The organism is Streptomyces sp. NRRL S-37 (genome assembly GCF_000721605.1).
Classification (GTDB): domain Bacteria; phylum Actinomycetota; class Actinomycetes; order Streptomycetales; family Streptomycetaceae; genus Streptomyces.
Window position 1 is genome coordinate 117066 of the sequence record NZ_JOIZ01000008.1, and the last position, 19590, is coordinate 136655.

The 19590-nt window shown below is 73.0% G+C and carries 18 protein-coding genes; 11 read left to right on the plus strand and 7 right to left on the minus strand.

From position 1 onward, the window contains the following. Nucleotides 1-19: 19 nt before the first annotated feature. Nucleotides 20-1342, plus strand: a complete 1323-nt coding sequence (locus tag IH50_RS0115025) for a hypothetical protein (protein WP_030861421.1) — start codon at nucleotides 20-22, stop codon at nucleotides 1340-1342. A gap of 18 nt (nucleotides 1343-1360) precedes the next feature. Here IH50_RS0115025 and msrB read toward each other — a convergent pair whose 3' ends face one another. The 4 genes from msrB to IH50_RS0115045 form a co-directional block, all read right to left on the minus strand. Continuing rightward, the gene (msrB, locus tag IH50_RS0115030) at nucleotides 1361-1768 is read right to left on the minus strand and encodes a peptide-methionine (R)-S-oxide reductase MsrB (RefSeq protein WP_030861423.1); all 408 of its coding nucleotides are present in this window, start codon (nucleotides 1766-1768) and stop codon (nucleotides 1361-1363) included. A gap of 14 nt (nucleotides 1769-1782) precedes the next feature. Then, nucleotides 1783-3171: a UDP-N-acetylmuramate--L-alanine ligase gene (gene murC / locus IH50_RS0115035; protein WP_030861425.1), complete on the minus strand. Its 1389-nt coding sequence runs from the start codon at nucleotides 3169-3171 to the stop codon at nucleotides 1783-1785. 80 nt (nucleotides 3172-3251) lie between these two features. After that, nucleotides 3252-3725 (minus strand): hypothetical protein, encoded by a 474-nt coding sequence (locus IH50_RS0115040; protein WP_030861426.1) that lies wholly within the window; start codon nucleotides 3723-3725, stop codon nucleotides 3252-3254. Between the two features lie 220 nt (nucleotides 3726-3945). Then, nucleotides 3946-4740: a pyrimidine reductase family protein gene (locus IH50_RS0115045; protein WP_030861429.1), complete on the minus strand. Its 795-nt coding sequence runs from the start codon at nucleotides 4738-4740 to the stop codon at nucleotides 3946-3948. Between the two features lie 37 nt (nucleotides 4741-4777). Between IH50_RS0115045 and zapE the strand changes: the two genes are divergently transcribed. The 9 genes from zapE to IH50_RS0115090 all read left to right on the plus strand — a co-directional run bounded on the left by zapE (nucleotide 4778) and on the right by IH50_RS0115090 (nucleotide 14521). After that, entirely contained in the window at nucleotides 4778-5887 is a 1110-nt protein-coding gene (zapE, locus tag IH50_RS0115050) for a cell division protein ZapE (RefSeq protein ID WP_030861430.1), read from the plus strand. Nucleotides 5888-6290: 403 nt separating this feature from the next. Continuing rightward, nucleotides 6291-6872, plus strand: a complete 582-nt coding sequence (locus IH50_RS0115055) for a carbonic anhydrase (protein WP_030861432.1) — start codon at nucleotides 6291-6293, stop codon at nucleotides 6870-6872. 8 nt (nucleotides 6873-6880) lie between these two features. Further along, nucleotides 6881-8347, plus strand: coding sequence for a SulP family inorganic anion transporter (locus tag IH50_RS0115060; protein WP_234328160.1), 1467 nt, complete (start codon nucleotides 6881-6883; stop codon nucleotides 8345-8347). A 228-nt stretch (nucleotides 8348-8575) separates the two neighbouring features. After that, nucleotides 8576-9424, plus strand: a complete 849-nt coding sequence (locus tag IH50_RS0115065) for a slipin family protein (protein WP_051767309.1) — start codon at nucleotides 8576-8578, stop codon at nucleotides 9422-9424. Between the two features lie 89 nt (nucleotides 9425-9513). Then, on the plus strand, nucleotides 9514-10920 hold the full coding sequence (locus IH50_RS0115070; protein ID WP_030861437.1) for a PhoX family protein: 1407 nt from the start codon (nucleotides 9514-9516) through the stop codon (nucleotides 10918-10920). Between the two features lie 167 nt (nucleotides 10921-11087). Further along, nucleotides 11088-12611 carry an FAD-dependent oxidoreductase gene (locus tag IH50_RS0115075; RefSeq protein WP_030861439.1) on the plus strand — a complete coding sequence of 508 codons (1524 nt, stop codon included), beginning with the start codon at nucleotides 11088-11090 and terminating at the stop codon, nucleotides 12609-12611. A gap of 103 nt (nucleotides 12612-12714) precedes the next feature. Next, entirely contained in the window at nucleotides 12715-13566 is an 852-nt protein-coding gene (locus IH50_RS0115080) for a polysaccharide deacetylase family protein (RefSeq protein WP_030861442.1), read from the plus strand. Between the two features lie 19 nt (nucleotides 13567-13585). Next, entirely contained in the window at nucleotides 13586-13771 is a 186-nt protein-coding gene (locus tag IH50_RS0115085; RefSeq protein ID WP_030861444.1) for a hypothetical protein, read from the plus strand. 33 nt (nucleotides 13772-13804) lie between these two features. Then, nucleotides 13805-14521, plus strand: a complete 717-nt coding sequence (locus IH50_RS0115090; protein ID WP_030861446.1) for a peptidyl-tRNA hydrolase — start codon at nucleotides 13805-13807, stop codon at nucleotides 14519-14521. A gap of 18 nt (nucleotides 14522-14539) precedes the next feature. Here IH50_RS0115090 and IH50_RS0115095 read toward each other — a convergent pair whose 3' ends face one another. The 3 genes from IH50_RS0115095 to IH50_RS0115105 form a co-directional block, all read right to left on the minus strand. Then, nucleotides 14540-16381, minus strand: coding sequence for a glycoside hydrolase family 76 protein (locus IH50_RS0115095; RefSeq protein ID WP_030861448.1), 1842 nt, complete (start codon nucleotides 16379-16381; stop codon nucleotides 14540-14542). Nucleotides 16382-16401: 20 nt separating this feature from the next. Further along, nucleotides 16402-17883, minus strand: coding sequence for a glycoside hydrolase family 76 protein (locus tag IH50_RS0115100; RefSeq protein WP_199822087.1), 1482 nt, complete (start codon nucleotides 17881-17883; stop codon nucleotides 16402-16404). A gap of 112 nt (nucleotides 17884-17995) precedes the next feature. Next, nucleotides 17996-18199, minus strand: coding sequence for a hypothetical protein (locus tag IH50_RS0115105; RefSeq protein ID WP_030861452.1), 204 nt, complete (start codon nucleotides 18197-18199; stop codon nucleotides 17996-17998). A 224-nt stretch (nucleotides 18200-18423) separates the two neighbouring features. Between IH50_RS0115105 and IH50_RS0115110 the strand changes: the two genes are divergently transcribed. Next, nucleotides 18424-19368: a C45 family autoproteolytic acyltransferase/hydolase gene (locus tag IH50_RS0115110; protein WP_030861454.1), complete on the plus strand. Its 945-nt coding sequence runs from the start codon at nucleotides 18424-18426 to the stop codon at nucleotides 19366-19368. The last annotated feature ends 222 nt before the right edge of the window (nucleotides 19369-19590 follow it).

Here is a 19590-nt window from a genome sequence, read left to right on the forward strand (position 1 = left end):
CCCGGCCTAGCGTGACGGCGTGAACCGCGATCTTCCCCGTTGCACCGCCCGTGACCTCTCGGCGGTCGTGGCCGCCGCCCTGCTCGTCCTGGCCGCCGCGCTGATCGGCGCGTGGATCGACCGGGACGACTCCCTTCGGGTGAACTGGCCGCCGCTGCTGGCGGACTGGGCTCCGCACGTCGGCCCCGGTACGCCGGCCGCCCTGGTCGTCGCCGCCGCCGTGGTGGCGTACGGCCCGTCCCTGGCCGTACGGCTGTCCTGGCGGCGGCTGCTGCTCGCCACGTGGGCGGCGTCCCTGGCGTGGACCTGGTCCCTCGCCCTCGTCGAAGGCTGGTTCCGGGGCGTCGCCGGGCAGCTGACCAGCACCCACGAGTATCTGCGGGCGGTCGACCGCTTCCGGGACATCCCCGCCACGCTGCGGGACTTCGACGCGCACATCCTGCTCGACAGCCCCGACAACTGGCCCGCCCACGTCGCCGGGCACCCGCCGGGCGCCACGCTCACCTTCGTCCTGCTGGACCGGATCGGGCTGGGCGGCGGCGGGTGGGCGGGCGCCTTCGTCATCGTCACCGGCACCACGGCGGCGGTCGCGGTCCTGATCGCCGTACGCCGGCTCGCCGACGAGTCGCTCGCCCGCCGCGCCGCGCCCTTCCTCGTCCTGGCCCCGGCGGCGGTGTGGGTGGGCACGTCCGCCGACGGTTACTTCACGGCGGTGACCGCCTGGGCCGTCGCGCTGCTCGCGCTCGCCGTGACGGGACACCGCCCGGCCTGGACGGGCCTCGGCGCGGGACTGCTGTTCGGGCTCACCGTGTACCTGTCGTACGGGCTGACCCTGTTCGCGGTGATCGGCGCGGCGGTTCTGCTGCTGGGCACGCGGCGGCTGCGGGTGCTGCCGTACGTGATCGCCGGGTTCCTGGTCGTGCCGGTGGTCTTCGCCGTGCTGGGCTTCGACTGGTGGGAGGCGTACCGGCTGCTGGTCACCCGCTACTACCAGGGCGCGGGCGGGGTACGGCCGTACGGGTACTGGGTGTGGGCGAACCTCGCGTGCACGGTGCTGATCACCGGCCCGGCGACGGTGGCCGGGCTGCGCAGGGCCGGGAGTGCGCCCTTCGGGCACCGGGGTGCCGACGCCCGTCTCGCGGTCCTCATGGCGTCCGCGCTCCTCGCGCTGCTGATCGCGGATCTGTCCGGGATGAGCAAGGCGGAGACGGAACGGATCTGGCTGCCCTTCGCGTTCTGGCTGCTCCCCGCCTCCGCCTTCCTGCCCGGCCCGCGCGCCTGGCTGGCCGCGCAGGCCGTGCTCGCGCTGCTCCTCAACCACCTGCTGCTCACCGGCTGGTGAGCAGCAGGCCGGTACGGATCAGCCCTCGGTGGGCTGCAGCGTCAGCGAGATGCTGTTGATGCAGTACCGCTGGTCCGTGGGCGTCGCATAGCCCTCACCCTCGAACACGTGCCCGAGGTGGGAGCCGCAGCGGGCGCACCGCACCTCGGTGCGGACCATGCCGTGCGAGCGGTCCTCGACCAGCTCCACGGCGTCGGTGTCCTTCGGGTCGTAGAAGGACGGCCAGCCGCAGTGCGACTCGAACTTGGTGGTCGAGGTGAACAGCTCGGCGCCGCAGGCGCGACAGGAGTAGACGCCCTCGGTCTTGGTGTCGGTGTACTCGCCGGTGAAGGCGGGTTCCGTGGCCGCCTGGCGCAGGACGGCGTACTCGGACGGGGACAGTTCCGCGCGCCACTGCTCGTCCGGCTTCTCCACGTCGTACGGCATGAGCTTCCAGCCCCTTACTTCGACAGACGGTCCAGGATCAGCGGGCCGAGGTCGGTGACGTCGCCCGCTCCCATGGTGAGAACGAGATCACCGGGCTTCGCCATTCCCGCGATCACCTCGGGGATCTCCGCCTTGTCGTGGACGGCGGTGACGTCCGCTCCGGCCGTCCGGGCCGCCTCGATGATCAGCTCGCTGGTGACGCCGGGGATCGGGTCCTCACGGGCCGGGTAGATGTCGAGGACCACCGAGGCGTCGGCGAGGGACAGGGACTGCCCCATCTCCTTGCCGAGCTCGCGGGTGCGGGAGAAGAGGTGGGGCTGGAAGACGACGAGGATGCGGGCGTCCCCGGCGGCGGCGCGCATCGCCTCCAGGTCGGCGGTCATCTCGGTCGGGTGGTGCGCGTAGGAGTCGACGACCTGGACGCCGGCCGCCTCGCCCTTGAGCTGGAGGCGGCGCTTGACGCCCGTGTACGCGGCCAGCGCCGGGGCCAGTTCGGCGGCCGGGACGCCGAGCGCCACGCCGGCGGCGAGCGCGGCGACCGCGTTGTGCGCGTAGTGCCGGCCGGGCACCGACACGGTGAAGGTGAGCGGGGCGCCGTCGAGTTCGACGGTCACCTCGCTCCTCAGTCCCTGCGGGACGACCGACAGCACCCGGACGTCGGCGTCCGCGGACTCGCCGTACGTCACGGTCCGCACCGAGCCGTCCAGCCGGCGGGTCAGCTCGCGGGCGCCCTCGTGGTCGGCGGAGATCACCAGGGTGCCGCCGGGCACGATCCGGCCGACGAACGTCTCGAAGGACTCGTGGATCTCCTCCATGGACGCGTAGTTGGCATGGTGATCCAGCTCCACGTTGAGGATGATCGCGACCTCGGGGGCGTACGTGTGGAAGCTGCGGTCCGATTCGTCCGCCTCGGCGACGAAGATCTCGCCCGCGCCGTGCAGCGCGTTGGAGCCGGGGGCGTCCAGGTCGCCGCCGATCGCGTACGACGGCTCGCGGCCGAGCGCGGTGAGGGAGACGGCCAGCATGGAGGTGGTGGTGGTCTTGCCGTGGGTGCCGGCCACCGCGATCGGGCGCAGGCCGTCCATCAGGGCGGCGAGGGCGTCGGAGCGGTGCACCACCGGAATGCCCAGCTCGGCCGCGCGGACCAGCTCGGGGTTGTCCTCGCGGATCGCGGAGGAGACGACCACGCAGCTCGCGTCGTCGGCGAGGTGTCCGGCGGCGTGCCCGATGTGCACGGTGGCGCCGAGGGCGCGCAGGGCGTCGGCGGTCGCGGAGTCCTTGGCGTCGCTGCCGGCCACCTTCGCGCCGCGCTGGGCGAGGATCTTGGCGATGCCCGACATCCCGGCGCCGCCGATGCCGATGAAGTGCGGTCGGTCCATGGCGGTAGGAAGGCCGGGTGCCATGCGTGTTCTCCCAGTGGTGCGACGAGCGGGACGGCGGTCTTCGCGCTCTCGCGGGAGAGCCGGGAGAGCGCCGCCCCAGCCTATGCCTTGCTGTGGGAGAAGAGTTTCAGCACCGGCACCCCGACCTTGTGGCGGGCGCGGGAGGCCCAGTCGCGGTGGAAGAACTCCTCCACGTAGTGCGGGTCGGTCAGGACGATCACCTCGTCCGCCCCGACCTCCTCCACCATGGCCCTCAGCGCGTCCAGGGGGTGGTCCGTGATGAGGCGGCCGTCCGCCGTGTCGCCGGTGGCGCGCAAGGCCCGCAGGGACACCTCCAGGGCCTGTTCCCCCATGTCCTGGGCCTCCTCGCCCTCGGGGGTCTCGCCCTCGCGGGCGGCCTCGTCGAGCTCGCCGAGCGCGACGTCGTCGATGGCTCTCAGCAGCCGGTCGGCCTGTTCGCCGCGCGGCTGGAGCAGCACGTGGAAGGAGACCGGCTCGTCGCCGTGCAAGGTGGTGACGAACTCCACGTCGGCGGACGTCAGGGCCTTCTCGATCATCAGTACGCTGGTGAACACCAGGCGCCCCTTCTCCTCGGAGGACCCTGGGGTCCCCTCCGTGCTCCGTGGACCCGGTCAGGTCCTGCGGAAACCCTTCTGCCCCGTGTGCGCACGGGTACTGCCGGATTCAGTGTCGCCCCTTCCCGCACCGGCCGGACGGATGCGTTCCGCCGATCACCGGACAAGCGGCCACCACCGGGCGCTCCCGCGGACGCGGCCACGGAGACGGCCACGGACGTCAGGACCGCTGGTAGCGCGTGAACAGGAAACCGTCCTCCTCCAGCATCGATTTCAGCGTGAAGCGCCGCGGAAGTGTTACGGACGGTCCTCCGGCGATGCGCTGTGCGTCACCGGCGGTGAGCATCGGCGAGACGGTCAGACAGAGCTCGTCCAGTACCCCGGCCGCCACCAGCTGGCCCAGCAGCCTCGGTCCGCCCTCGGTCAGCAGCCGGGTGTGTCCGAGGTCCGCGAGGGCCCGCACGGCCCGCGCGGGGTCCACCGCTCCCCCCTCCCCGGCGGTGATCACCCGGGCGCCCGCCCTCTCGGCGGCGGCCACGCGGTCGGGGGCGGCCCCGGCTCCGGTCAGCAGCAGCGTGGGCACCAGGGGGGAGGTGAACAGCGGCAGCGAGAAGTCCAGGTCCAGGCTCGCCGTCACCACCGCGATCACGGGCGCGGGCCCCTGTCCGGCGGCCTCCCGCGCGGCCGCGAACTCCGCGCGGGCGCGTGCCGGACGGTAGCCCTCCTGCCGTACCGTCTGCGCGCCGACGACCACCACGTCGGCGAGCGCCCGCAGCGTGCCGAAGATCCGCATGTCGGCCGGGCAGGAGATGGGCTGGGAGCGGCCGTCGTGCTGGGCGGCCCCGTCGAGGGTGGACACCATGTTGGCCCGCAGCCACGGCTCCCGCCCGCCGGCCGCCGGCTCGGGATAGGCGTACGCGGCGGCCAGCTCGGCGAGGCTCCACTCACGGCCGTCCTCCCCGCCGGGAGCTGCTGTTTCGTCGGTCACGTCGGTCACGGGGAACAGGCGTCGCATGTCAGGCAGTGTTCCACGCCCCGTAGCATGGGGAACCGTGTCGTCCTCCTCCCCCGCCTCCCGTCCCGGTCCGATAGCCGACGTGGCCCCGCTGTCGCTGTGCGCCCGTGAGCCGCACGTGCCCGCGGACCGGCTCGTCGCCGAGATGGTGCCGCCGCCGCGGTTCGACTCGGTCCGCTTCGGCACCTACCTCCCGGACCCGAACCAGCCGAGCCAGACCGAGGCCGTGCGCGTCCTCGAGGGTTTCGCGGCCGGTCTCGACGGGGCGGCGGCCGGTGACCCGGGCCGGCGCAGGCTGTTCGGCTTCGGCAGGGCTCCGAAGAAGGCGCCGGCCGGTCCGCGCGGCGTCTACCTCGACGGCGGTTACGGCGTCGGCAAGACCCACCTGCTGGCCTCCCTGTGGCACGCCACCCCGGCCGAGCCCGCGCTCAAGGCGTTCGGCACCTTCGTGGAGCTGACCAACCTGGTCGGCGCCCTCGGCTTCCAGCAGACCGTGAAGACCCTCTCCGGGCACCGCCTGCTGTGCATCGACGAGTTCGAGCTGGACGACCCGGGCGACACCGTCCTCGTCTCCACCCTGCTCGGCAAACTGGTCGAGGCCGGTGTCGCGCTCGCCGCCACCTCGAACACGCTGCCGGGCAAGCTCGGCGAGGGCCGGTTCGCCGCCGCCGACTTCCTGCGCGAGATCCAGGGCCTGTCGGCCCACTTCCGCGCCCTGCGCATCGACGGCGAGGACTACCGCCACCGGGGGCTGCCCGAGGCGCCGGAGCCGTACTCCGACGAGCGGGTGACGCGGACGGCGCACGCCACCGAGGGTGCCTCGCTCGACGCCTTCCCCGACCTGCTGGAGCATCTCGCGCGGGTCCACCCCAGCCGCTACGGCGCCCTGACCGACGGGCTCCGCGCGGTGTGCCTCACCGGTGTGCGTCCGGTGCCGGACCAGTCGACCGCGCTCCGGCTCGTCGTCCTCGCGGACCGGCTCTACGACCGTGAGGTGCCCGTCCTCGCCTCGGGGCTGCCGTTCGACCGGCTGTTCAGCGAGGAGATGCTGAAGGGCGGCTACCGCAAGAAGTACTTCCGGGCGATCTCGCGGCTCACCGCGCTGGCCCGCGACGCGGGGCGGCTCGCCGAAGCCGGGCCCCGCTGAACCGCTGAACCGTACGTCGGACACCTGATCGAAGCGCCGCCGATCAGGGGCGCATTCACGCCAATTCACCCTTTCTTTTCAGGCTCTCCCCGCCACGAAACATTGAATTAACCCTGCAAAGGACTTTGCAGGGTTAACGTGTGTCTTGACCAACCGTTGACCAAGCCTTGGTGTGCGAAAGAGGTGCGAACCACCTTGCGAAACACACATGTTCCGAGGTCCGGCGACCGCGGCCCCATCCCGGCCTCTCGCTGTCGCTTTACCCGCGCTTCACTTCTCCGCATTTCCCTCGCCCTTCACACCCGCGTACACATTCCGTGAGGCAGGGGCCACGGGTCAGCGGAGTCCGACCTTTGTCATGCCCGTCCGACGCGCCCCCACGCGCGCCAGGAGGAATCACCAGATGCAGCCCCTCATCGACAACGCCCGCACGTTCGGACAGCGCCCTGAGGAGTTCGCCCGCCTCGCCGAGGGTCAATCCCCCGACGTCCTGTTCATCACCTGCTCCGACTCCAGGGTCGTACCGGCCCTGATCACGGGCGCCCGGCCCGGCGAGCTCTTCGAGCTGCGCACCGCGGGCAACATCGTCCCGCCGTACGCCCCCGGGCGCCCCACCTCCGAGGCGGCCACCGTCGAGTACGCCGTGGGGGTCCTCGGCGTCACGGACATCGTGGTCTGCGGCCACTCCCACTGCGGGGCCATCGGCGCGCTGGTGCGCGGCGACGACCTGGACGCCGTGCCCGCCGTGCGCGACTGGCTGGCGCACGCCGCCGACGAGCCGACGCCGGCCGACGCGGCGGACCCGGCCTGCGCTCAGGCGGTCCAGCACCACGTCCTGGCCCAGCTGCTGCGGCTGCGCTCGTACCCGTGCGTCGAGCGGCGACTGGCCTCGGGCCGGCTCCGGCTGCGCGGCTGGTACTACGAGGTGCACACCGGAGCCGTACGCGAACACCGCGCGGACACCGACTCCTTCGAGGCGCTGTGAGCACGGCCGTGTCCAGGTTCCCCCATCTGCGGCAGGACTTCGCCGCCTCGCTCGTCGTGTTCCTCGTCGCGCTCCCGCTGTGCGTGGGCGTCGCCGTCGCCTCCGGTGTCCCGGCCGAACTCGGCCTGGTCACCGGCATCGTGGGCGGGCTGGTCACCGGTCTGCTGCCGGGCAGCAGCCTGCAGGTGTCCGGTCCGGCCGCCGGACTGACCGTGCTGGTCTTCGAGGCCGTCGACACCTACGGGCTGCCCGCGCTCGGCGTGATCGTGCTGGCCGCCGGACTGCTCCAGCTCGCCATGGGCGCGCTGCGGCTCGGACGCTGGTTCCGCGCGATATCGATCTCGGTGGTCGAGGGCATGCTGGCCGGCATCGGTCTCGTGCTCATCGCGGGCCAGCTCTACGCGGCGGCCGGGCTGACGGCGCCCGCCTCCGGCGTCGACAAGATCCTCGGTCTGCCGGGGGCGGCCGCGGACGCGCTCGGCAGTACCGAGGCGCTCGCCTCGCTCGCGGTCGGCGCGGGCACCGTCGCCGTGATGCTCCTGTGGCGCCGGATACCGGGCCCGGCCGGGGTCGTACCGGGCGCGCTGGCGGCGGTGCTGCTGGCGACGGCGGTCACCCTCGCGTTCGGCGTGCCCGTCGCGACGGTCGAGGTACAAGGTCTGCTCGACGCCGTCCAGCCGCCCGGCGCGGACGCCTTCGGCTCGCTGGGCGCCGGCGTCCTCGGCACGATCGTCGCGTTCACCCTGATCGCCTCCGCCGAGAGCCTGTTCAGCGCCGCCGCGGTGGACCGGCTGCACGACGGTCCGCGCACCCGGTACGACAAGGAGCTGATGGCGCAGGGCGCGGGCAACACGGTCTGCGGGGTCCTCGGCGCGCTGCCGATGACCGCGGTCATCGTGCGCAGCTCGGCCAATGTCCAGGCGGGCGCCAGGACCAAGGCGTCCCGGGTGCTGCACGGCGTGTGGCTGCTGCTGTTCGCGGCGCTGTTGCCGTCCGCGCTGGCACTGATCCCGCTGCCCGCGCTGGCCGGCATCCTGGTCCACGCCGGCTGGAAGCTGATCCCGTTCCGGGCCGTGGCCGCGCTCTGGCGGGGCCACCGGGGCGAGGCGCTGATCCTGGTGGTCACCGCCGTGTCGATCGTCGTGGTCAACATGTTCGAGGGCGTGCTGATCGGTCTGGCCCTGTCGGTCGTCAAGACGGCCTGGGAGGCCTCGCAGGCAAAGCTGGAGGTCATAGACAAGGGCGCGGGCCCCCTCCAGGTGTACCTGTCGGGCAACGCGACCTTCCTGCGCCTCCCGAAGATCCTGGACACCCTGGAGTCCCTCCCCCAGGACCGTCCCGTCGAACTGGACCTCACCGGCCTCCACCACCTGGACCACGCCTGCCGCACGGCCCTGAGGAACTGGTCCGAACGCCACAGCACCCCGGGCACGCCCCCGGTGAAACTCACGGAGACACCGGCCCCGCTCCCCTAGGGGCACGGGCTTCAGGGGCACGGATCAGGGGCGCGGATCAGGGGCGCGGGGAACTGCGCGAACGGGGGTCCGGGGGCGGAGCCCCCGGGGACGGGAAGGGAAGGGGCGGCGGGGGCGAAAAACCCCGCCGCCCAGCCCCCGGGCCCCCGGCATGGCCCCACACCGACCACCGGGCATATCGTTGCGAATGCACCCCGAAGCACACAGACCTCTGAACGGGAGGTCACCATGGTCGAGGAACTGCTCACCGCGGCCGCCGGCACCGCCGTGGCCGCCACCGCCTACCTCTTCGCGGCGGCCCGGGTCGTCAAACAGTACGAACGCGGAGTCGTCCTCCGCCTCGGCCGCCTGCACGGCACCGCGCGCCCGCCCGGCTTCACCCTCGTCGTCCCCGGCGTGGACCGCATGCGCAAGGTCAACCTCCAGATCGTCACGATGCCCATTCCCGCCCAGGAGGGCATCACCCGCGACAACGTCACCGTCCGGGTCGACGCGGTCGTCTACTTCAAGGTCGTCGACGCGCCGGCGGCCGTCATCAACGTCGAGGACTACCGCTTCGCCGTCTCCCAGATGGCCCAGACCTCACTGCGGTCGATCATCGGCAAGAGCGACCTCGACGACCTGCTGTCCAACCGCGAGAAGCTGAACCAGGGCCTGGAGCTGATGATCGACAGCCCCGCGATCGGCTGGGGCGTGCAGATCGACCGCGTCGAGATCAAGGACGTCTCCCTGCCCGACACGATGAAGCGCTCCATGGCCCGCCAGGCCGAGGCCGACCGCGAACGCCGGGCCCGTGTCATCAACGCCGACGCCGAGCTCCAGGCCTCCAAGAAGCTCGCCGAGGCGGCCCAGGAGATGTCGGAGACCCCCTCCGCCCTCCAGCTCCGCCTGCTGCAGACCATCGTCGCCGTCGCCGCCGAGAAGAACTCCACCCTCGTCCTGCCCTTCCCGGTCGAACTCCTCCGCTTCCTCGAACGCGCCCAGCAACCCCAGCCCGCACCGGACCACCCGGCGGCAGCCCGCCCGGAGCCCGGCGGCCCGCGTCCCGAGCCCGACGGCCCGCGCCCCGGGACGTGACACGAGCTACGCGCGTGGTTCCCGTGACCCGCACCAGGTGATAGACACGGCGGGTCACAGTTCCTGTCCGCCAGCAGGAAGGTTTCCCCATGTCAGAAACCGGGTCCACCACCGGGTCCACGACCGGCTCCCCCGCGACACGACGTCAGATGCTCGCCCGTTCCGGCGCCCTCGGCATCGGCATCGCCTTCACCGGCGCCCTCTCCGAGCTCTTCACCGGCACCGCCGCCGCCCAAAGCCTCGGCCACAGCGGCTACGGCCCCCTGGTCCCCGACCCCGACGGGCTGCTCGACCTGCCGAAGGGCTTCCGCTACACGGTCCTCTCCCGCGAGGGCGACCCGCTGCGCTCCGGCGAGGGCCCGGTCCCCTCCAACCACGACGGCATGGCCGCCTTCGCCGGCCGCCACGGCCGTACCCACCTGGTCCGCAACCACGAGAACCGTGCCGACGGCAGAGTCCCCGTCCCGGTGGTCGACGGCCTGACCTACGACCCGGAGGGCAAGGGCGGCTGTACGGCACTCACCCTGGACCACCACGGCCGGGTGCTGTCGGAACGGGTCGCGATCGCCGGTACGGCGGTGAACTGCGCCGGCGGACCGACCCCCTGGGACACCTGGCTGACCTGCGAGGAGACCGAGGACAAGGCCGGCACCAACGGTTACGCCAAGGACCACGGCTACATCTTCGAGGTCGACGGCGCCGACCCGCGCCGCACCGGCGCCGTACCGCTGACCGCGATGGGCCGCTTCCAGCACGAGGCGGTCGCCGTGGACCCGAGGCGGGGCGTGGTCTACGAGACCGAGGACGCCTTCGAGCGGCCCTTCGGCCTCTTCTACCGCTTCCTGCCCCGGAAGCCGCTGGGCGGCACCGGTTCGCTGCGCGCGGGCGGCCGGCTCCAGGCGATGCGGGTGCCCGGGGTGCCCGACCTGTCCTCGATCCAGGAGACCGGTGCCCACTTCGACCACATCGAGTGGGTGGACGTACCGGACCCGCAGGCCGTTCGGACCCCCATCCGCCACCAGGACTTCGGCCCGCGGGGCATCACCCACGCGCAGAAGCTGGAGGGCTGTTACTGGGGCGGCCGCTCGGTCTACTTCGTGTCGTCCTTCGCCCGCAGCGCCGAGGGGTCGGCGGCCGATCACTACGGCCAGATCTGGCGCTACGACCCGGACCGGCGCCGCCTCACCCTGGTGATCGTCTTCGGTCCGGACACCGACGTCCGGCTCCCCGGCGAGTCGCCGGACAACATCTGCCTGGCGCCCAGCGGCGGCCTGATGGTGTGCGAGGACGGCAACGGCGCCCAGCACGTCTTCGGCGTCACCCGGCACGGCGAGGTCTACGCGATGGCACGCGGGAGGCAGAACATCGGGACGGCCGAGGACCCGGAGTGGGGCGAGTTCGCCGGGGTCACCTTCTCCCCGGACGGCCGCACGATGTACGTCAACTGCTACACGCCCGGCACGACGTTCGCCGTGACGGGGCCCTGGCGCGGGTAGCCGCGTGACGACCGGGACGGACGGCGGGACCGCCGTCCGTCCCGGTGCGGGGTTCAGCCCGCGACGAGCACGTCCGTCCGGCCGACGGCCTGGCTCATCCCCTCCACCCTGCCCATGAGGGCACAGCCGTGCCACTGAACCGGGCGCACGCGGGTACCCGGTCCGGCATGACGGAGAAGCGGCAAGCAGGTGGCTCGTACTGGCTCGAGACCGCGCCGGGCGGCCGGCACCCCGCACCGGCCGGGGACCTCGATGTCGACGTGGCCGTGATCGGCGCGGGCATCGCCGGCCTGTGCACCGCCCGGGAGCTGGCGCGGGCCGGGAAGAGCGTCGCGGTGCTGGAGGCCGGACGGGTCGCGGCCGGCGTCACCGGGCACACCACGGCCAAGGTCACCGCCCTGCACACGCTGGTCTACGACAAGCTGCGCCGCACCCGGGGCGTCGAGGGCGCGCGGCTGTACGCCCGTTCGCAGTCCGAGGCGATCGAGCACACCGCCCGGGTCGTGGAGGAGCTCGGCGTCGACTGCGAGTGGGAGCGCCGCAGTGCGTACACCTACGTCCGGGACCCGGACCGGGTGGAGGAGCTGCGCGCGGAGGCCGAGGCGGCACGGGAGGCGGGCCTGCCGGCCTCCTTCGTGACGGAGACCGGCCTGCCGTTCCCGGTGGCGGGCGCCGTCGAGGTGACGGACCAGGCGCAGTTCCATCCGCGCAAGTACCTGCTGGCCCTCGCGGACGACATCGTCGCGCACGGCGGGCGCGTGCACGAAGACACCACCGTCGTCGGCCTGGAGGAGGGCACGCCGTGCCGTCTGTCGACGGCGGCCGGGGCGACGGTGACGGCCCGGGACGTCGTGGTCGCCACCCACTACCCGGTCTTCGACCGGGCGCTGCTGTTCACCCGCCTCTCCCCGCGCCGCGAACTGGTCGTCGCGGGACCGGTCCCGGCCGGCCAGGACCCGGGCGGGATGTACATCACCCCGGAGGAGAACACCCGCTCGGTGCGTACGGCCCCCTACGGCGAGGACGGCTCCCGTCGCCTCCTGGTGATCACCGGTGAGCACTTCACGCCGGGCACGGGTGACACCCGCGCCCTCTTCGACCGCCTCTCCGCGTGGGCCCGCACCCACTTCCCCGACGTGGAGCTCACCCACTCCTGGGCCACTCAGGACAACGATCCCACCGACACCGTGCCGCTGGTCGGCCCGCTGCACGCGGGCGCCCGGCACACCTACGTCGCCACCGGTTTCGGCGGCTGGGGCATGAGCGGCGGCATGATGGCGGGCCTGCTGCTCACCGCGTGGATCACCGGCCGTGAGTGCGCGTGGAGCGGGCTGTACGACCCGCGCCGGCTGGCCTCCGCCGTGCGCGAGGCGCCGTCCTTCCTCAAGCACCAGGCGCAGGTGGCCAGGCACTTCGTCGGCGACCGGCTGCGCCCCGCCCCGCCGGCGGAGGCGCTGCCGCCGGGCGAGGGCGCCGTGGTCCGCGCGGAGGGCGGCCGGGTGGCGGTGTACCGCGACGACGACGGCACCCTGCACGCCGTCTCCGCCCGCTGCACCCACCTGGGCTGTCTGGTGGACTTCAACGCCGCCGAACGCGCCTGGGAGTGCCCCTGCCACGGCTCCCGCTTCGACATCGACGGCAAGGTCGTCCAGGGCCCGGCGACGCGGCCGCTGCAGCGGCGCGACATCTGACGCGCCCCGGGTGGGCGCCCCCGAGCACCCACCCGGGTGAGGCCGACCTCGAACCGGCCTTATCAGCGCAAAAACATCAAGAAATCACTCATATCGTCATACGGTGATCACTCTCGTACGTCGAGCAGCCGCCGTATGCGTCCTGGCCACCACGCTCACCGCCTGCGCCGCCTCCCGCCCCTCCCCCGCCCCCCAGCAGGCCCCCCGGCCGGCACCCTCCGCCCCCGCGGCGCCCTCGGTGCCGCCCACGCTCGCCCCGGGCCCGTCCGGTCTGACCCCGGTCTTCCGCAACGGCCCGCGCACCGGCGACCGGACGGTCGCCCTCACCTTCGACGCCGACATGACCGCCGACCAGGGCCCGAGGGCGGCGGCCGGCGAGCACTTCGACCACCCCCGGCTCATCGCCGCCCTGCGCGCGCTGCGGGTGCCGGCCACGGTGTTCATGACGGGCCGCTGGGCCGAGGAGTACCCGGACCAGGCCCGCTCCATCGGCCGGGACCCGCTCTTCGAGGTCGCCAACCACTCCTACAGCCACTACGCGTTCACCGGTGACTGCTACGGCCTGCCGGCCGTCTCCGCCGACCGGATGCGGACGGACGTGGAACGGGCGTACGCGGTGTTCCGGAAGGTCGGCGTGCCCGATCCGAAGCCGTACTTCCGCTTCCCCGGCGGCTGCTACGACCGTACGGCGCTCAAGGCACTGACCCCGGCCGGGGTGACGGCCGTGCAGTGGGACGTGGTCGGCGGTGACGCGTTCGCCACGGACGCGGAGGCGGTGGCCGAACAGGTGCTGGAGGGCGTGCGCCCCGGCTCGGTGGTCGTACTGCACTGCACCCGCAGCGCGGCCCCGACGACGGAACGGGCCGTACGGAGGATCGTCCCGGAGCTGCACCGCCGGGGCTACCGCTTCGTGAAGGTCTCCGAACTGATCGCGGCGGCGAACGGCCGGGGCTGAACCGTCCTACGCTGAAGACATGAGCGACACCGACGAGGACTACTGCCTGATCGACGCCACCCGGCCGCCCAAGGCCGACGGCCCGCCGTACGCGGCCTGCGTGCTGTGCCAGGAGCCGACGGAGTACCCGGAGTCGTACAAGGGCGTCACGCTGTGCCCGGTCTGCGAGTGGCGGGAGGCCGAGCGCACGGCCTGCTCGGGCTGACGGGACCGCCGCGCGGGTTGGCACACTGGCCCCGTGAGCGATAACCGAACCCCTGCCGCAGACAGCCCCTTCCGCCCCGACCCCGGTGCCCGCGACGCGGCGCCCCAGTTCGTCCTGCCCCTGGTGGTCCGCATCGAGCGGGCCGCGCCCCCGGCCCGTACGGACGCGCTGGAGACGGCGGCCCGCGCGGTGCTGGTGATGCTGGCCGACGAGCGCTCGGTGGACGAGGGCGAGTGGGCGCGGGCGATGCGCGACTGGCAGGACGCCCGCATCCGCAAGGTGGTGCGCCGGGCACGCGGCGCGGAGTGGCGCCGCGCGGAGGCACTGCCCGGCATCACGGTCACCGGCAAGTCGGCGGAGGTCCGCGTCTTCCCGCCGGTCCCGCTGGACGGCTGGCCCAAGGACCTGGCCCGCCTCCAGGTCTCCGGCACCGACCTCGACGACCCCGACCCCGTACCGCCCGCGGAGCCGGGAGTCCCCACCCTCTGGCTCAACCCCGCCCTCGACATGTCCGCCGGCAAGGCCATGGCGCAGGCCGGTCACGGCGCCCAACTGGCCTGGTGGGGACTCTCCGACGAGGCCCGCGCGACCTGGCGGGCCACCGGCTTCCCCCTCGCCGTCCGCACCGCCGCCCCGGCCGCCTGGCCCGCCCTGACGGCCGGCGGCCTCCCCACGGTCCGCGACGCGGGCTTCACGGAGATCGCCCCGGGCTCCTGCACGGTGGTGGCGGACCACCCGGCCCTGCGCTGACACGTAGGTGACCGGGTGTCAGTGCGCGGTGAGCGCCGCCAGGGCGCTCGCCTGGGTGCGCCAGTCCGCCGGGTTGGGGGTGGTGCCCGCCCAGCGTTGGCCGAGGCGGTTGAGGGGGTCGCGGTCGGTGGTCCAGACGGAGTCGGCCTGGCGGGCGAGGTAGGCGCGGTAGGCCGTGGAGCCGGTGGCCTCGGCGAGGTCGGCGAAATGGCGTATGAAGATGCCCTTGAACTGCTTCTGGTTGTCGTCGCAGGTGGCGGCGCCGACGTCGCAGGACTCGGTGAGGATGCCGTCGCGGGTCAGCCGGGGTGAGGTCATCGCCGCGTCCGCCAGCCGCCGAGCGGTGTCGAGGTAGCGGGTCTCGCCGGTGGAGCGCCACAGCTGGGTGAAGCCGCCGATGGCCAGACCCTGGTTGTAACTCCACACCGTCTGGCCGTTGTTGGCGCAGTCGCGGGTCAGGCCGTCGTTGACCAGGCCCGAGGAATCGATCAGGCCGCTGTCCAGGTACCAGTTCGCCGCCGTGGTGGCCCGCTCGCCCCACACCGTGTCACCGGCGAGGCGCTGGTGCAGCGCGGTGGTCAGCCACAGGTACAGGCCGCTGGTGACGGCGTTCTTGTAGGTGTGCTCCCGGTCCCACCACATGCCGCCGCCGCAGGTGGACGGGTCCCAGTGCCGGTGCAGGTAGTCCGCGATGGTGACCGCCTCGTCCAGGTAGCGCCGTTCGCGCGTCCGGTCGTAGGCGGTCACCCAGGCGATGCCCCACCAGCCCGCGTCGTCGACGGCGCGGCTGATGAAGTGGCCTTCGACCGGGTCCGAGCTGCGGACGCCCGCGGGGAAGACGCCCTTGTTCCGCTCGAAGGTGCGGGAGACGGCCCAGTCGTAGTCGTGCCGTCCGGTCTTCCGGGCGAAGTCCATCACCGTGGTGATCGCGACCGCCGAGTTCCACCAACTGCTGCGCCACCAGCCCTCGTCGGTCCGGTACGACGCCATCAGCGTGTCGGCCGCCGCACGCGCCCGCGTCGGCACCGGCCGGGCCCACGCCGTGCAGCTGCCCTCCTGGTGGGCGGCCTCCCGGCCGCACGCGCGGACCGCGCCGCCGAAGAGGAGACCGCGCGGGTCCCGGGTGGCGAACATGTCCGTCCGGGTGCCGCGCGCACCGGACGGGACGGCCGTACGGCCCAGGGAGGAGCCCTCGGGCCAGGTCGCTCCGCCGTCCCAGGAACGGTCGAGCCAGATCTCGTCGCCCGCGCCGCCGTTCTCGATGACCCCCCAGGCCATACCGTTCGCGTGGTCCATGTGGAGGCTGATGGTGCGCCCGAACAGGGTCGTCGCCGGTACCGGGCGGTCGTCGCCGGCCGCGCCGGCCGGGTCGGCGCCGTCGCACGAGGAGCCGTCGCAGACCTTCGGGTACACCCAGTCGGTGCAGGCGACCCCGGCCGCGTCGCCGCAGGCGCGGATCCAGCCGCGCCGGTGCCCGGCCGGGTCGGTGATGTTGTACATCAGCGTCCGCGTGCCGGTCCAGGTGCCGGGGACGGACGCCTTGCCCAGCAGGGGTTCCCAGGTGGCGCCGCGGTCCCAGGAGCGGTCCAGCCAGACGGCGTCACCGGTGACAGCGTTGTCGATGCTCGCCCAGGCCATGCTGTCCGGATCGGACACGTGCAGCCGCAGGGTCCGTCCGTTGATGGTCCGGGCCGGTACGGGGAAGGTGTCCCGCGCGGCCCTGGACGGGTCGAGGGTGTCGCAGGCCAGCGCGCACACCGGCGTCGCCGCCCGTGCGGGGGCGGGCAGGGCGACCAGCCCGGCCAGGGCGAGGCCGAGGGCCACGAGTGCGCCGAGGAAGCGGTGAGTGCGGTCGGACATCGTCTCGTCCTTTCCGTCGGTCAGGGCGCGGCGTTGAACAGGTCGACGGCGCTGTGCTGACGCGCCGCGTCCACCCTGTCGAGCGGCCCGTACCAGCGCAGCCCGTACTGGTCGAGGGCGTTGCGGTCGCTCGCGTGGGCGCGGCCGGCCTGGCGTCGGAGGTAGGGGGTGTACGGGTGGTCGGCGAGGACGGTGTTCAGCTCCCCGAGCCCGCGCACGTGCGCCCCCTTGAACGACGGCCCGTCCGCACCGCAGTCGCCGCTCTCGCAGGGGTCGCGCAGGATGCCGTCCGCCGTGTTGAGCGCGGACGAGGTGGTGGCGGCGTCGGCGATCCGGCGCGCGCCGGTGAGCAGGGCGCCGTCGCCGGTCGCCCGGTACAGCTCGGTGAGGGCGCCGAGGAGCACGCCCTGGTTGTACGACCACACCGTGTCGCCGTTGTTGCGGCAGGTGCCCAGGTCGATGCCGTCGTTGACCAGGTTCGAGCCGTTCACCATGCCCGTGCCCCGGAACCACGACCAGCCGGCCCGCGCCCGGTCGAGGTAGGTCCGGTCCCCGGGGATCCGGTTGTGCAGCGCGGCGTTGAGCTCGATGTAGAGGGAGTTCGCGATGGCGTTCTTGTACGTCCGCGCGGTGCTCCACCACACCCCGCCGCCGCAGGTGGAGTCCCAGTACGCGGCCATGTGGTCGGCGTCCGCGCGGGCGGTGGCGAGGTAGCGGCTGTCGCCGGTCAGGTCGTAGGCGGCCACCCAGGCCAGGCCCCACCAGCCGGTGTCGTCGATGTACTCGTTGCGGAACTGCCCGTCGCGCGCGTTCACGTTGAGGTCGTAGGTGCGGGCGACGGCGTACCGGTAACTGCCCATGCCCGACACGCGGATGTTGTCGATGACGGAGGTGAGGGCGTTCGCCGAGTTCCACCAGCCGGTGGTGGCGAACAGGCCCGTGGAGTAGTCGTAGAGCGTCATCAGTCCGGTGGCCGCGGCGGTGCGCCGGTCGCCGGCGTTCCAGGTGGTGCGCGCCCAGGCGGTGCAGGCGATCTCGGGCCGGTCACCGGCCTTGCCGCAGGCCCGCAGCGCGCCGACGCCGTGCGCGCCCCAGTCGTCGACGTTGTACATCAAGGTGCGCCATCCGCGCTGCCCGGACGGTACGGCGGTGGCGCCGAGCCTGCTTCCCGAACTCCAGGTCCGGCCGCCGTCGAAGGAGCGGTCGAGCCAGACCTCGTCGCCGGGGTTCCCGTTGCCGACGGAGGCCCAGCCCATGGCGTCGGCGTCGTCGAAGTGGAGGACGATCGAGCGTCCGTGGACGCCGGCGGTGACGGGTGTGCGGTCGCCCGGGGAGAGGGCGGGGTCGCGGGCGTCGCAGTACTTGTTGCAGACGGCGGCCGCCGGGGCGGGGGCCGCCGTGTCGCCGGCGGACGCGGTGTGCGGTGGCAGGGCGCAGAGGGCGAGGCCCAGGGCGAGCATCGCGGCAGGGTGCCACCGGCGGGATCTTCGTGACGGAGTCATGGGCTGCTCCCTGTGTGGGGGGTGTGAGAGCGCTCTCTGCAACGTAGTACCGGGTCGGTGAAGCGTCAACGAGTCGCGCGTGCACGGGAGTTGCCCCAGGGTGCGGCGGGGGTCACCGATGCCCGTACGACGGCGCGGCACCCTTGATGCGGAGGCTGCGGCGAGCGCGCCCGCGTCGGCACGGACCGATCGCGGCGAAGCCCCAGTGGCCGAGCGGACCCTTGCCGGAGCGCGGCAGTCCTTCGGCGGGCCGCGGCACGGGGGCGGCGACGGCCTGCCTCCCGACGACCCCGGAGGCGACCACCGGTGCGGGCACCGCCCGCTCCCCTTGTCCCCTGCCACCCCCGTTGAACGCGTCCTTCCCGAACGCCGGTTCACCGCACCTCGGCACATGCCGGGTCACCCGGCGGTTCGGCCGGGGGACGGAGTCGGACAGACGGGCGGGGTGTTGGCGGCGTCGACGGTACGGAGCAAGGAATTTCCCGTGAAATCAAGTAGGTTGCCCCTACTTCACCCGAGGCCCGTAAGGGAGCGACCGGAATGAGCCCGCTGAGGAAGACCTTCCGCGCCCTCGACATCGGCGACGGCGGCGACGGCCGCTGGGCCGGTCACGTACAGGCCATGTGGCCGCGCGCGGAGGAGTGGGTGACCGAGGAGGGCCGGACCGCGGAGGGCGCGGAACGTGCCCGGAAGCTGTTCGAGACGCACCTGCCGGAGCTGGTCCCGGTCCTGGAGCGGCTCGCCCGTCGACTCGACCGGCCGGGCGGGGAGACCTTCCTCACCCTCGCCGCCCTGCGGCCGTTCTTCTCCGGCTGCACCCAGATCGGCGCGGGCGGCACCCTGCTGCGCAACTACGACTTCGCCCCCGACGAGTGCGAAGGCACCATCGTCTTCTCGCACTTCCTCCGCCCGGTCATCGGCATGCAGGACGCCGCCTGGGGCCTGCTGGACGGCATGAACGACGCCGGGCTCGCGGTCTCGCTCACCTTCGGCGGCCGGTTCGTCCACGGCCCCGGCTTCTCCGTCCTCATCGTGCTGCGCTACCTGCTGGAGACGTGCGACACCGTCGACGAGGCGGTCGGCAAGCTGCGGTCCCTCCCGATCGCCGTCCCGCAGAACGTCACCCTCGTCGACTCCGAGAAGTCGGTGACGGTGTTCGTGGGACCGGACATCCCGCTGACCGAGGCACCCGACGCCTGCGCCGCCAACCACCAGCACCTGCCGGTGCCGGACGGCCAGGAGCGGTTCTCCCGGACCCAGGAGCGGCTGAACACCGTCCGGGCGAGGGGAACGGACGTGGCGGCGATGCTGGAGCCGCCGCTGTACCAGTACGCGTACGACGAGGGCCTGGGAACGCTCTACACCGCCCACTACCGGCCCGCCGAGGGCCGCGTGACCTACCACTGGCCGAGCGAGACCTGGGAACAGTCCTTCGACGACTTCGCCCCCGGCTCCCGCACCATCCCGCTCGGCCGGACCGACTGAGCACCGGACCTCGCCCGTACGCCCCACATGTACCCGGCCGGACCAAGTGCCCCACGGACCACGGTGTCGGCCCATACAGGTACGACGTTCTGCCCCCGTTCCGTCCCACCACCCCGCAGCCGGGCTGCTGCATCACGTCGATCCACGGATCGGGCTTCGGGAGGACGATTTCCGTACGCTCGCCGGCTTCGCCCGGCCGGCGCGCCCCCAACCTCAAATGTT